Annotated in this window: 10 protein-coding genes; 9 read left to right on the top strand and 1 reads right to left on the bottom strand. The window is 41.3% G+C overall.

Features of this window, described 5'->3' with window-relative positions:
- Nucleotides 1-93: 93 nt before the first annotated feature.
- The gene (gene gltA, locus EGS47_RS03560) at nt 94-1,368 is read right to left on the bottom strand and encodes a citrate synthase (protein ID WP_004990720.1); all 1,275 of its coding nucleotides are present in this window, start codon (nt 1,366-1,368) and stop codon (nt 94-96) included.
- A gap of 1,045 nt (nt 1,369-2,413) precedes the next feature.
- On the opposite strand from gltA, the gene sdhC reads away from it, so the two are divergent.
- From sdhC to sucD, 9 genes are all read left to right on the top strand, one after another.
- Entirely contained in the window at nt 2,414-2,815 is a 402-nt protein-coding gene (gene sdhC / locus EGS47_RS03555; protein WP_010588832.1) for a succinate dehydrogenase, cytochrome b556 subunit, read from the top strand.
- Nucleotides 2,815-3,180 (top strand): succinate dehydrogenase, hydrophobic membrane anchor protein, encoded by a 366-nt coding sequence (sdhD, locus tag EGS47_RS03550; RefSeq protein WP_005003006.1) that lies wholly within the window; start codon nt 2,815-2,817, stop codon nt 3,178-3,180. Before sdhC ends, sdhD begins: the two co-directional genes overlap by 1 nt.
- 12 nt (nt 3,181-3,192) lie before the next feature.
- On the top strand, nt 3,193-5,091 hold the full coding sequence (locus EGS47_RS03545) for an FAD-dependent oxidoreductase (RefSeq protein WP_005003009.1): 1,899 nt from the start codon (nt 3,193-3,195) through the stop codon (nt 5,089-5,091).
- Between the two features lie 15 nt (nt 5,092-5,106).
- The gene (locus tag EGS47_RS03540; protein ID WP_004990705.1) at nt 5,107-5,817 is read left to right on the top strand and encodes a succinate dehydrogenase iron-sulfur subunit; all 711 of its coding nucleotides are present in this window, start codon (nt 5,107-5,109) and stop codon (nt 5,815-5,817) included.
- Between the two features lie 760 nt (nt 5,818-6,577).
- A complete protein-coding gene (locus EGS47_RS03535) occupies nt 6,578-9,418 on the top strand; it encodes a 2-oxoglutarate dehydrogenase E1 component (RefSeq protein ID WP_005003011.1) in 2,841 nt (946 codons plus the stop codon).
- A complete protein-coding gene (odhB, locus tag EGS47_RS03530; RefSeq protein ID WP_004996252.1) occupies nt 9,418-10,626 on the top strand; it encodes a 2-oxoglutarate dehydrogenase complex dihydrolipoyllysine-residue succinyltransferase in 1,209 nt (402 codons plus the stop codon). Before EGS47_RS03535 ends, odhB begins: the two co-directional genes overlap by 1 nt.
- Nucleotides 10,627-10,686: 60 nt before the next feature.
- Nucleotides 10,687-12,120 carry a dihydrolipoyl dehydrogenase gene (gene lpdA / locus EGS47_RS03525; RefSeq protein ID WP_005003013.1) on the top strand — a complete coding sequence of 478 codons (1,434 nt, stop codon included), beginning with the start codon at nt 10,687-10,689 and terminating at the stop codon, nt 12,118-12,120.
- A gap of 151 nt (nt 12,121-12,271) precedes the next feature.
- Nucleotides 12,272-13,438, top strand: a complete 1,167-nt coding sequence (gene sucC, locus EGS47_RS03520) for an ADP-forming succinate--CoA ligase subunit beta (RefSeq protein ID WP_005003015.1) — start codon at nt 12,272-12,274, stop codon at nt 13,436-13,438.
- 13 nt (nt 13,439-13,451) lie between these two features.
- Complete coding sequence (gene sucD / locus EGS47_RS03515; RefSeq protein ID WP_004990694.1) at nt 13,452-14,342, top strand: succinate--CoA ligase subunit alpha; 891 nt, start codon at nt 13,452-13,454, stop codon at nt 14,340-14,342.
- The last annotated feature ends 172 nt before the right edge of the window (nt 14,343-14,514 follow it).

The raw sequence follows: 14,514 nt of genomic DNA, 5'->3' as shown, positions 1-14,514 counted from the left end.
TTTCTAATCTGTTAAAATTTAATAACTAAGTTTTGAACAATAAAAAAGACCGCAAAAGCGGTCTTTTTTTGACGTTGAATTTTCGCTTGAAAATTAACGTTTGATGTCGCGCTGAGTTTCGCCAGTATAAAGCTGACGAGGGCGACCGATTTTGTAAGCTGCGCTGTGCATTTCTAACCAGTGGCTGATCCAGCCTACAGTACGAGCAAGAGCAAAAATAACCGTAAACATGGTTGTTGGGATACCAATCGCTTTAAGAATGATACCTGAATAGAAGTCTACGTTTGGATACAAGTTACGCTCGATGAAGTACGGATCAGAAAGCGCAATACGTTCAAGTTCCATGGCAAGTGCAAGCTGTGGATCGTTAATACCCAATGCAGCAAGCACTTCGTCACAAGTTTGTTTCATGACTTTAGCACGTGGATCGAAGTTTTTATAAACACGATGACCGAAGCCCATGAGTTTCACTTCTTTACGTTTTACTTTTTCCATGAACTCAGCAACGTTTTCTACGCTACCAATTTCATCAAGCATTTTCAGTACTGCTTCGTTCGCGCCACCATGCGCAGGACCCCACAGTGCAGAGATACCGGCAGAGATACATGCATATGGATTTGCGCCAGTTGAACCCGCTAAACGTACAGTAGATGTAGACGCATTTTGTTCATGGTCAGCATGCAAAGTAAAGATACGATCCATAGCTTTAGCAAGCACTGGATTAACTTTGTAATCTTTATCAGCAGGAGTAGCAAACATCATGTATAGGAAGTTTTCAGCGTAACTTAAATCGTTACGTGGATACATAAATGGTTGACCTACAGTGTACTTGTAGCTCCATGCTGCAAGAGTAGGAATTTTAGCAATTAAGCGAACCGCTGTAATTTCGCGATGATTAACATCTTCGATATCAAGCTGGTTGTGATAGAACGCAGATAAAGCACCTACAACCCCAACCATGATTGCCATTGGGTGTGCATCACGGCGGAAACCATTATAGAAGCGACTAACTTGATCGTGAACCATCGTATGGGCACGAACTTTTTTGTCAAAATCTTCTTTTTGCTCTTGGTTTGGCAGCTCACCATTGAGAAGAAGGTAGCAAGTTTCCAAATAATCTGTTTGCGTTGCAAGTTGATCAATTGGGTAACCACGGTGTAACAAAATACCTTTGTTACCATCAATGAATGTGATCTTTGATTCACAAGAGGCAGTAGCCATAAAACCAGGATCAAAAGTAAAGTGACCTGAGGCCAATACATCTTTAACGTCGATTACATCTGGGCCCAATGTGCCGCTGTAAATTGGTAATTCAATTTCTTTGCCATCAAGCTGTAATACGGCTTTTTTGCCAGTTGCTTCAGACATTCAATAGATCTCCTGTCCTGGTGAATGTTAATCTGACTCGAAGTACTAATCTTTTCATTCGCGAATCAGACGGGGTCAAAAATTGCTATAAGATTAGAGGCTACTGTGATTTTGTCAATCATACTTATGGATGAAAAACACTTGATCCATAGGGAGATATTCCATGTGCATTACTCAGAAAAAACTGAATAAAATCACAGTCTCGACGGGCTATAATAAGTCAAATTTATGACGAGGTGCAGAAAAAAATCAGTCCTCAGGAGTAAATTGTAAGCAAATTTATTATGTGCTAGGCAGTTTTTTAATCTGAAACAAAATGCCAATTTTTACTTAAAATGAATGAAATCCGATAACTTAGCTTTGCATTGAGTGGACTTTTATCAGTGTAAATTCCACCACTAAAAAAAAGTGGATATTAAAAAATAGAAGTTTAATTGATTAAAAAATAGCTTGTTGAGTGGCCACTTTTGCCAAGAAATGCGTCCTAATACGAGACGACAAGCAGTTTTTCTGAGATGTTTTACTGATTCGATTGTATTTAGTGACAGTTTATTTTCAGAGTTATACACAGAATAAGTCGCTCTTTCTCATACGATTGTGGTGTCAAAAGTATGAAAAAGAAGTTTTGTATTTTTAAATGAAATATGGCGAGGTTAAGCAAAAAGTGTGTTGCATGTTTTAAAATGAATAAAAAAATCATATAGTGAGATTTCGATTAAAAAATAATTTTCATCTTTAGTCTAACTCGCTTATAGACCACTGAAAAGTAGGTCCGAATTTAAAATATTATGGTTAATTTATAAAAAATAAGGACATAGCTGAAAGAGGTGATAAGTTGATGTTGCTAAATCTCACGTCACATCTGTGAATGATTCTTATTTAATGATTTTTTTAGAAAAAAGCCAAATGTGATCGTTTGTATTTTGATATTTGACGATTTATAATTCGGTGTCGTTTATTAAGTTTAGGCATTTGCTTGCCTGACAATGCCAGCTTTCCTTCGAATTAATTCCAACAAACTCCGGCTGGAGTTTTTACCTACAGGATGCCCGCTGTGAAAAGCAACAGACCTGTCAATTTGTCCATGGGTCAGGTGTTAGCGGTAAACTTACGCTCACCCGTGGCTATTGCATCAATCTTACACCGTCTCTCTGGTGTGATCGTATTCTTATTAATTCCCGTTCTTTTATGGATCCTAGATAAATCTTTATCTTCACCAGAAGGATTTGAATACGTTAAAAATGTCGTTTTCGGAAACTTTTTCGTACGTTTCATCGTATGGGTATTTGTAGCGGGTTTGATTTTCCACTTTATTAATGGGATCAAACATTTACTTGCTGACCTTGGTTTTGCTGAAGAACTACAAAGCGGTCGTACTGCAGCTACAATTTCATTGATCTTGTCTGTGATTGGTATTCTCGCAGCATTCGTATGGATTATGTTCTAATGAAAAGTGCTACAGGTTTAACAGGTTCAGGTTCTCGCGATTGGTTTATCCAGCGTGTGAGTGCAGTCGTGTTAGCGGTTTATACCGTGGTGATTTTGGGCTGGATTTTGCTTCATGGTGGTTTTAACTATGAACAGTGGTCTGGCTTTATGATGACCCTGCCAATGAAGATTTTATCTTTACTTGCAATTTTATCATTGGCTGCACATGCGTGGATTGGGATGTGGCAAGTATTTACAGACTATGTAACTACTCGTCAAATGGGTCCTTCAGCTTCAGGTTTACGTCTGGTACTTACATCAGCTGTGATTATTGCAGTGTTTGTATTTGTGATCTGGGGAATCCAGATTTTCTGGGCGAATTGATAGGAAGACATCATGGGCGCGATTACCCCTAAAGAAGATTATTCAAATATCCAAAACCTCACGTTCGATGCTGTCATCGTAGGTGGTGGCGGTTCAGGTATGCGTGCAGCTTATCAGCTTGCTCAAGCTGGTTTAAAAGTTGCCGTATTGACCAAAGTATTCCCGACACGTTCGCATACCGTTGCTGCTCAGGGCGGTATTGGCGCATCGTTAGGTAATATGCAAGAAGATAACTGGCATTTTCACTTTTATGACACCGTAAAAGGTTCTGACTGGTTAGGTGACCAAGACGCGATTGAATTTATGACGCGTGAAGCACCAAAAGTGGTTTATGAACTTGAACACTTGGGTATGCCTTTTGACCGTAATGCCGATGGTACAATTTACCAACGTCCGTTTGGTGGTCACTCTGCAAACTATGGTGACAAGCCAGTTCCACGTGCTTGTGCTGCTGCTGACCGTACAGGTCATGCGCTGTTACATACGCTTTATCAAAGCAACGTCAAAATGGGCACTCAATTCTTCGTAGAATGGATCGCTTTAGATCTTATTCGTAATGAAGAAGGTGATGTACTTGGTGTAACTGCTTACGATCAGGAAACTGGTAATGTTGCAGTATTCCAAGCCAAAGCAACTCTGTTTGCTACAGGTGGTGCTGGTCGTGTTTATCGTGCATCAACCAATGCTTACATCAACACTGGTGATGGCTTGGGCATGGCGGCACGTGCAGGTATTCCATTACAAGATATGGAATTCTGGCAGTTCCACCCAACAGGTGTGGCAGGTGCAGGCGTACTGTTAACTGAAGGTTGTCGTGGTGAAGGTGCAATCCTTCGTAACAAAGACGGCGAACCATTCATGGAGCGTTATGCGCCAACTTTAAAAGACTTGGCTCCACGTGACTTCGTTTCACGCTCTATGGACCAAGAGATTAAAGAAGGTCGTGGTTGTGGCCCTAAAGCGGATTATATCTTACTCGATATGACTCACTTGGGTGTGGAAACCATCATGAAGCGTTTACCATCTGTATTTGAGATTGGTAAAAAATTCGCAAACGTGGATATCACCAAAGAACCAATTCCAGTAGTACCTACGATCCATTATCAAATGGGTGGTATTCCGACCAATATTCATGGTCAGGTTGTGGTTCCTGTTGCAACAGAAAATCTGCATTTGGAAACCAACTATAATAACGACACCAAAGAATATACTTTTGAGACTAACTGTCCAGATTTCGTAAAACCTGTCAAAGGCTTTTATGCAATTGGTGAATGTTCTTGTGTATCGGTACATGGTGCAAACCGTTTAGGTACCAACTCATTGCTTGACCTTGTGGTATTTGGTAAAGCTGCTGGTGAACATATCATTGACTATGTGACTAAACATCACGGTGATGATTACTCACCACTTCCTACCAATGTGCTGGAAAATACACTGAAACGTATCCGTCATTTAGATGATTCAACTTCTGGTGAAAATGCACAAGAAGTTGCCGATGAGATTCGTGAAATTGTTCAAAACCATGCAGCGGTATTCCGTACTCAAGAGTTACTGGATGAAGGTGTAAAACAAATTCTTGCGATTGCTCCACGTGTTCGTAATATTCATCTCAAAGACAAATCTAAAGTATTTAACACCGCTCGTGTTGAAGCTTTGGAAGTTGAAAACTTGTATGAAGTTGCGAAAGCAACCTTGATTTCGGCTGCTGCACGTAAAGAGTGTCGTGGTGCGCATACAGTTGTAGACTATGAGTTACCACCTGATCATCCAAACTACCCATATGGTCGTCGTGATGATGAGTGGATGAAGCATACACTTTGGTATTCGGCAGATAACCGTCTTGAGTATAAGCCAGTGCGTTATAGCCCGCTGACTGTTGACTCGATTCCACCTGCACCACGTACATTCTAATCAGGAGAATAAAAGATGAGTAGAGGTACTCGTACATTCGAAATCTACCGCTATGATCCTGATAAGGATAAAGCGCCGTACATGCAAACTTATAAGCTTGAGCTGACTGATAAGCATCGTATGTTGCTTGATGCTTTGCTTGCACTCAAAGTGCAGGATGAAACATTGACTTTCCGTCGTTCTTGTCGTGAAGGGATTTGTGGTTCTGATGGTGTCAATATCAACGGTAAAAATGGTTTGGCTTGTTTGTGGAACTTGAACGATTTACCAGAAAAAATCGTGATTCGTCCATTACCGGGTTTGCCAGTGATTAAAGATTTGGTGGTTGATATGAACCAATTCTATGATCAATATGACAAAATTCAGCCGTTCTTGATTAATAATCAGCCTGCGCCACCCAAAGAGCGTTTACAGTCTCCTGAAGAGCGTGAACATTTGGATGGTTTGTATGAATGTATTCTTTGTGCATGCTGTTCAACATCATGTCCATCGTTCTGGTGGAACCCAGATAAATTCTTGGGGCCATCTGCATTGCTAAATGCTTACCGTTTCATTATCGACTCGCGTGACACAGCAACTCAAGATCGTTTGGCTCGTCTTGACGATCCGTTCAGTTTGTTCCGTTGTAAAGGGATTATGAACTGTGTATCTGTTTGTCCTAAAGGGTTGAACCCAACCAAGGCGATTGGTCACATCCGTAATATGTTGCTTGATCAAGCGGGTTAATTCGTTTGATGGGGCAAAAAAGCGTACATGCATCATGTGCGCTTTTTTTTATTTAGAAAGTTTTGATTGCTGTTGTAGGTTTTGAATCTTAATCGACATTTGCTGCTGCTTATTTTTTCTTGAAAATAGTCCGTACCGTGCCTATATAAACAGGGGTGATTAAGGCCATAAATGCTGAGGTAAAGTAGGTTGTTTTTAGTTCATCGATGGGGATTGGTTAAAATATTAACAGCCACGATTTATTTTATAAAAAATGAATCGACTTTAGTCTAAAGGGTTGTATTTTTGAATAGAAGGCACCATATATTAGTTGAGAAATTGGTCTGTGTATTTCGCTGATTTATAGATGGTATGTGTCAAAAAAATCAATTGAATGTTGAGAACATGATACGATTTGACACAAATCTTTATATGAAAAAAGAGCATAATAATAGCAGTGCTCTTGCAGGCAGGATCTGAGTATTGTGCTTAATTTTTATGTAAAAAAGTCATTTTAGAAAAGCTAAATCATGATTTATTTTTTCCAAGATGATTTGCAAAAATTGCTCGGCTTTGTCGAGTATAAACTTGAGTGATGATGCCAAAAAGGGCGTTATGATTCATTGATTACATTGGGTTAAATCTAATGTAGTAATAACGTACCGACTGGACAAAGTGCCAATTGGGTGTTTAATGCCATTTTACAATTTTGGTGTTATCAATCATGGGTGTGCTTAAAAGGCAACCCGTAATGTTTTTGCAATAGGAAATGGGTCCACAAATGCAAGAAGTTGCTGACGCATTGCGTCTTGACACTGAACTTTCCGCTGATAGTGCAGCGTATATTGAAGAGCTTTACGAGCAGTACCTATCCTCCCCAACCTCCGTCGATGAGGATTGGCGCCAGTATTTCGATAAATTCCCTAAAGGTGATCAACCTCATGGTTCAGTGCGTGAGCAGTTCCTTTTACTTGGTCGTAATTCTAGTCGCGTTCAACCAGTGGTTCAAAGTACAGTAAGTACTGAACATGAACGTCGTCAAATTGGTGTGTTACAACTGATTGCTGCGTATCGTAACCGTGGTCACCAAAAAGCTAAACTAGATCCACTTGGTCTTGCAAAACGCGAAGACGTGCCAGACCTTGACTTAGCTGCCCATGGTTTAACCAAGTCTGATCTTGATACCGTGTTTAATACGGGTAACTTGGCGATTGGTAAGACAGAAGCCACACTGGGCGAAATGGTTAATGCCATGGAAGCTGCTTACTGTGGTTCCATTGGTGCAGAATATATGCACATTGTGGATACCAAAGAAAAGCGCTGGATTCAACAACGCCTTGAAGGGGCGCGTGGTCAGTTTAATTTTAACAAAGACCAGAAAAAAGGCTTTTTAGAACGCTTAACTGCTGCGGAAGGTCTGGAAAAATATCTCGGCAATAAATACGTGGGTGCAAAACGTTTTGGTTTGGAAGGTGGTGAATCTTTCATTCCTATGATGAACGAAATCATCCAACGTGCAGGTTCAGTCAGTTGTAAAGAAGTTGTGATTGGTATGCCACACCGTGGTCGTCTCAATCTACTGGTGAATATTTTGGGTAAAAACCCAGCTGAACTTTTCGGTGAGTTTGAAGGTAAAGCGCTGCATAAAAAAGGCTCAGGTGACGTGAAGTATCACCAAGGTTTTTCATCAAATGTCATGACACCGGGTGGTGAAGTGCATTTGGCTTTGGCATTTAACCCGTCTCATTTGGAAATTGTTGGACCTGTGGTTGAGGGTTCAGTTCGCGCACGTCAAGTTCGTCGCCGTGACATCGGTGGTGATGATGTACTTCCGATCATTGTTCATGGTGATGCTGCGTTTGCAGGTCAGGGTGTGAATCAGGAAACTTTCCAGATGTCACAAACCCGTGGTTATACAGTGGGTGGTACAGTTCATATCATCATCAATAACCAAGTCGGTTTTACCACTTCTGATCCACGTGATGCACGTTCTACTGAATACTGTACCGATGTGGCGAAAATGGTTCAATCTCCAATTTTCCATGTCAATGGTGATGATCCTGAAGCAGTTGCATTTATTGCACAGTTGGCACATGACTTCCGTCATACCTTCCGTAAAGATGTCGTGATTGATTTGTTCTGTTATCGTCGTCGCGGTCACAACGAAGCAGATGAGCCATCTGCAACTCAGCCATTGATGTATCAAGTCATTAATAAGAAAGCAACAACACGTACTTTGTATGCAGATCAGTTAGTTCAGGAAAAAATTCTTGATCGTGCTGAAGCAGATAAAATGGTTGAAGATTATCGTTCAGATCTTGAAGCAGGTAATCATGTTGCCAATGCATTGGTACTCGAGCCGAACACTAAAATGTTTGTGGACTGGAAACCTTACTTAGGTCATGACTATACCGATGTTTGGGATACCACATTCGATATCAATCGCTTGAAAGAATTAGGCGAAGGCATGCGTAAATTGCCTGAAGGCTTTGTGATGCAACGTCAAGTGTCTAAAGTGATTGATGACCGTTTGAAAATGCAAACAGGTGAGATGCCACTGAACTGGGGTGCAGCTGAAACTTTAGCTTATGCAACGCTGCTAGATGAAGGTTATCTGGTTCGTATTACAGGTGAAGACGTTGGCCGTGGTACGTTCTCGCATCGTCATGCCAAATTACATAATCAGGCAGATGGTTCGACATATATTCCATTATGTCATGTCAAAGAAAATCAGCCACGTTTTGCCATTTATGATTCACTTCTTTCAGAAGAAGCGGTTCTTGCATTTGAATATGGTTATGCAACCACCATTCCACATGGTTTGATCATCTGGGAAGCGCAATTTGGTGACTTTGCTAACTGTGCGCAGGTCGTGATTGACCAGTTTATCGCATCTGGTGAAACCAAATGGGAGCGTGTGTGTGGTTTAACCATGCTACTTCCACATGGTTATGAAGGTCAGGGTCCTGAACATTCTTCTGCACGTTTAGAGCGTTTCTTGCAGTTATGTGCTGAAGAAAATATGCAGGTATTAACCCCTACAACACCAGCACAAATTTTCCATGCATTACGTCGTCAGGCTGTTCGTCCAATTCGTAAGCCAATGATCGTCATGTCACCAAAATCATTACTTCGTCATAAATTGGCAACTTCAACTTTAGATGAGCTCGCTACTGGTACATTCCAGACCGTGATTGATGAAGTCGATCAAGTGAATAAATCTGACGTTACCCGCATCGTGTTATGTGGTGGTAAAGTTTATTACGACTTGCTTGAAAAACGTCGTGAAGCAGAATTGAATAATGTTGCAATTGTACGTATTGAACAATTGTATCCATACCCAGAACAACGTTTGGCGGAAATTCTGGCAGCATATCCAAACGTGAAAGAGTTGGTTTGGTGTCAAGAAGAGCCGAAGAACCAAGGCGCATGGTTATTCATCGCACCTCGTTTATATGATGATGTATTAAAATCTGGTAAACAAATCCGTATTAGCTACGCAGGTCGTGAAGCTTCTGCTGCACCGGCTTGTGGTTCAGCTTACTTGCATGCAAAACAACAGGCTCAGCTCATCAATGATGCACTTGCAATTCAGGCTGACCAATCAGGAGAGACTAAATAATGGCAACCGAAATCAAAGCACCGGTATTCCCAGAGTCAGTTGCGGACGGGACAATTGCGACATGGCATAAAAAAGTAGGGGAAGCGGTATCACGTGACGAAGTGATCTGTGATATTGAAACTGACAAAGTTGTCTTAGAAGTTGTTGCTCCTGCCGATGGTCAAATTACTTCGATTGTTAAAAATGAAGGCGACACAGTTCTTTCTGATGAAGTGATTGCACAGTTTGAAGAAGGTGCAGTTTCAGGTGCATCTTCGACTCAAGCGGTTCAAAGCGAAGAGAAAGTAGAACAAGCTGCGGCTAAAACTGAAGCGGGCGCGGCGCCTGTAGTTGAACGTTCACAACCTGTTGCAGATCAAGCTCCAGCAGTTCGTAAGGCGTTGACTGAATCAGGTGTAAATCCTGCTGATGTACAAGGTACAGGTCGTGGCGGTCGTATCACCAAAGAAGATGTAGCGAATCATCAAACTAAACCTGCTGCACAACCATTAAGCGTTGCGGTTGGTGAGCGTATTGAAAAACGTGTTCCAATGACGCGTCTTCGTAAGCGTGTTGCTGAACGTCTATTGTCTGCAACTCAAGAAACAGCAATGTTAACGACGTTTAACGAAGTCAACATGAAACCAGTGATGGACATGCGTAAGCAATATAAAGACGCATTTGAAAAACGTCATGGTGCGCGTCTTGGCTTTATGTCATTCTTCGTAAAAGCAGCAACTGAAGCGCTTAAACGTTATCCAGCAGTCAATGCATCAATTGATGGCGATGATATTATTTATCACGGTTACTACGATATCGGTGTTGCCGTTTCTTCTGATCGTGGTCTTGTGGTGCCAGTGTTACGTGATACTGACCGTATGAACTATGCAGAAGTTGAAAATGGCATTGGTGCTTTTGCTGCAAAAGCACGTGATGGCAAACTATCGATTGAAGATATGACAGGTGGTACGTTCACCATTACCAATGGTGGTACTTTCGGTTCATTACTGTCTACGCCAATTATCAACCCGCCACAAACTGCAATTTTGGGTATGCACAAGATCCAAGAACGTCCAATGGCAGTCAATGGTCAAGTTCAAATCCTGCCAATGATGTATCTTGCTTTGTCTTATGACCACCGTTTAATCGATGGTAAAGAAGCAGTTGGTTTCTTGGTAACGATCAAAGAATTGTTGGAAGAACCAGCAAAACTTATTCTTGACCTTTAATTTCTTGCGAATCATAAAACTCAGATAGAGCGATCCTCTATCTGGGACTTGGAGATAACAATGTCTCAACAGTTTGATCTTGTTGTAATTGGTGGTGGCCCGGGTGGCTATGAAGCAGCAATTCGTGCTGCGCAACTTGGTTTTAAAGTTGCTTGTATTGAAAAACGTATTCATAAAGGTAAGCCTTCTTTGGGCGGTACTTGCTTAAACGTGGGTTGTATTCCGTCTAAAGCATTACTTGATTCTTCTCATCATTATGAAGATACATTGCATCATTTGGGTGATCACGGGATCACCACAGGTGAAGTGAATATCGACATCGCGAAAATGCTAACTCGTAAAGACAAAGTTGTTGATAACTTGACTGGTGGTGTTGCTCAATTACTCAAAGGTAATGGCATCGAGTGGTTACAAGGTTCTGGTAAGTTACTTGCAGGTAAAAAAGTTGAGTTCACACCATTTGAAGGTGAAGCTCAAATTTTAGAACCAAAATATGTCATTCTTGCATCTGGTTCTGTGCCTGTGAATATTCCAGTGGCACCTGTTGATGAAGACTTGATTGTTGACTCAACGGGCGCGCTTGAATTTGCAGAAGTTCCTAAACGTCTGGGTGTGATTGGTGCAGGTGTTATTGGTCTTGAGCTAGGTTCAGTGTGGCGTCGTTTAGGTTCAGAAGTTGTCGTGTTTGAAGCACTGGATAGTTTCTTGCCAATGGCCGACAAAGCGCTGTCTAAAGAATTCCAAAAAATCCTGACTAAACAAGGTCTGGACATTCGCATTGGTGCCAAAGTGTCTGGTACTGAAGTGAATGGTCGTGAAGTGACTGTTAAATACTCACAAGGTGGCGAAGACAAACAACAAGCGTTTGATAAATTAATCGTTTGTGTGGGTCGTAAGCCATATGCTGAAGGTTTATTGGCAGAAGATTCTGGCATTAAACTGACTGATCGTGGTTTTGTTGAAGTGAATGATCAATGCTTAACATCTGTTGAAGGTGTTTATGCGATTGGTGACTTGGTTCGCGGTCCAATGCTTGCGCATAAAGCAATGGAAGAGGGCGTCATGGCTGTGGAGCGTATTCATGGTCATGCAGCACAAGTGAACTATGACACGATTATTAGCGTAATCTACACGCATCCAGAAGCTGCTTGGGTTGGTTTAACTGAAGAAGCCGCTAAAGAAAAAGGCCATGAAGTTAAAACAGGTCAGTTCCCATTTGCAGTCAATGGTCGTGCTTTAGCAGCTGGCGAAGCTTCTGGTTTTGTCAAGTTTGTTGCTGATGCAAAAACAGATCGTTTACTGGGTATGCATGTTATTGGCCCAAGTGCTTCTGATATTGTTCACCAAGGGATGATTGCACTTGAGTTTGTATCTTCTGTTGAAGATCTTCAGTTAATGACTTTTGGTCATCCAACATATTCTGAAGTGGTGCATGAAGCTGCACTCGCAGTCGATGGGCGTGCCATTCACGCGATTCAACGTAAACGTAAGTAATTTTTAAAAGAGCGGTTAGTCCGCTCTTTTCGCATTATTCACAGTCATGATCGCTGTGAATAAGAAAAAGAACATAACAATCAATATTACTGTGAAGGATGTTTAATTATTGGTTGTTATTAATAAGGGCAGAAGTAAAATAGGTAAATAAATGAACTTACATGAGTATCAAGCAAAAGCGTTATTGAAAAAATACGGAGTACCAGTCCAGGAAGGGATTCTTGCAACAAACGCTGCGGAAGCAGTCGCTGCATTTGAACAGCTTGGCGGTAAATTTGCCGTGATTAAAGCGCAAGTGCATGCTGGTGGTCGTGGTAAAGCAGGCGGCGTAAAAGTCGTTAAGTCAAAAGAAGAAGCTGCTGAAGTCGCAAATGAATTGATTGGCAAAAATCTGGTCACTTATCAGACAGATGCAAATGGCCAACCAGTAAATAGCGTATTGGTTTGTGAAGATGTCTACCCTGTTGAACGCGAGTTATACTTGGGTGCGGTTGTAGACCGTTCTACTCGACGTGTAACGTTCATGTCTTCAACTGAAGGCGGTGTAGAAATCGAGAAAGTTGCTGAAGAAACGCCAGAAAAAATCATTAAAACAACGGTTGATCCTCTTGTCGGATTACAACCATTTCAAGCGCGTGAAGTTGCGTTTGCCTTAGGTCTGAAAGATAAACAAGTTAATCAATTTGTAAAATTAATGACAGGTGCTTATCAAGCATTTGTTGAAAATGATTTTGCATTATTTGAAATCAATCCACTTTCTGTGCGTGAAAATGGTGATATTTTGGCGGTTGATGCCAAAATTGGCATTGATTCAAACGCATTATACCGTCTGCCTGAAATCGCGGCATCTCGTGATAAGTCACAAGAAAATGAGCGTGAACTCAAAGCTTCTGAGTTTGAGCTCAACTATGTTGCGCTTGAAGGTAACATTGGTTGTATGGTCAATGGTGCCGGTCTTGCGATGGCAACTATGGACATCATCAAATTATATGGTGGTCAACCTGCAAACTTCCTAGATGTAGGTGGTGGTGCAACCAAAGAACGCGTAATCGAAGCATTTAAATTGATTCTTGCGGATACTTCTGTGCAAGGTGTTTTAATTAACATCTTCGGTGGTATTGTACGTTGTGACATGATTGCTGAAGCAATTATTGCAGCCGTTCAAGAGGTCAATGTAACAGTTCCAGTGGTTGTTCGTTTAGAAGGGAACAATGCTGAACTCGGTGCAAAAATCCTTGATGAATCTGGTTTGAAATTAACTTCTGCTAACGGTTTATCTGATGCGGCAGAAAAAATTGTTGCTGCGGTAAAAGGTTAAGGGAGTATCAATCATGAGCGTATTAATTAATAAAGACACTAAAGTATTGGTACAAGGCTTTACTGGTAAAAACGGTACTTTCCACTCAGCTCAGGCGCTTGAGTACGGCACAAAAGTGGTCGGTGGTGTAACTCCGGGTAAAGGTGGCACAACTCATCTTGATCTACCAGTTTTCAACACCATGAAAGATGCAGTACGTGAAACAGGCGCAGATGCTTCTGTTATCTATGTGCCAGCACCTTTCGTTTTAGATTCGATTGTTGAAGCAGTTGATTCTGGTGTTGGTCTGATTGTAGTGATCACTGAGGGTGTTCCAACTCTAGATATGTTAAAAGCGAAACGTTACCTTGAAACGAATGGTAATGGTACTCGTTTGGTTGGTCCTAACTGTCCAGGTGTGATTACACCGGGCGAATGTAAAATCGGGATTATGCCTGGTCATATTCATCAGCCAGGTCGTATCGGCATCATCTCGCGTTCTGGTACATTGACTTATGAAGCTGTTGCTCAAACCACGAAGCTTGGCTTAGGTCAGTCAACTTGTATCGGTATTGGGGGCGATCCAATTCCAGGGATGAACCAGATTGATGCACTTAAATTGTTCCAAGACGATCCAGATACTGATGCAATCATCATGATTGGTGAGATTGGTGGTACAGCAGAAGAAGAAGCTGCTGAATATATCCAGTCAAATGTAACCAAGCCTGTTGTTGGCTATATCGCAGGTGTAACCGCGCCTAAAGGTAAGCGTATGGGTCATGCTGGTGCAATTATTTCTGGTGGTAAAGGTACTGCTGAAGAGAAATTTGCAGCATTTGAAAAAGCAGGCATGGCGTATACACGTAGTCCTGCTGAACTTGGTTCGACTATGTTACAAGTGTTGAAAGAGAAAGGTTTAGCTTAAGCTTAGCTTAAATTTTAAATACCCAAAAACCTCCTGAGTCATCAGGAGGTTTTTTATTGTTAAGTTAATCTAAAATTAAAATAAGATTATCGGGGCGGTTAACATAAAAGAACATAAATAACGAGGTAAAAAACCACAATAACTCCTAAAAAAACATATTATGTGACGAATT

Source organism: Acinetobacter sp. FDAARGOS_515 (genome assembly GCF_003938865.1).
GTDB classification, from domain to species: Bacteria; Pseudomonadota; Gammaproteobacteria; order Pseudomonadales; family Moraxellaceae; genus Acinetobacter; species Acinetobacter ursingii.
This window is presented reverse-complemented; position numbering and strand designations above follow the sequence as displayed.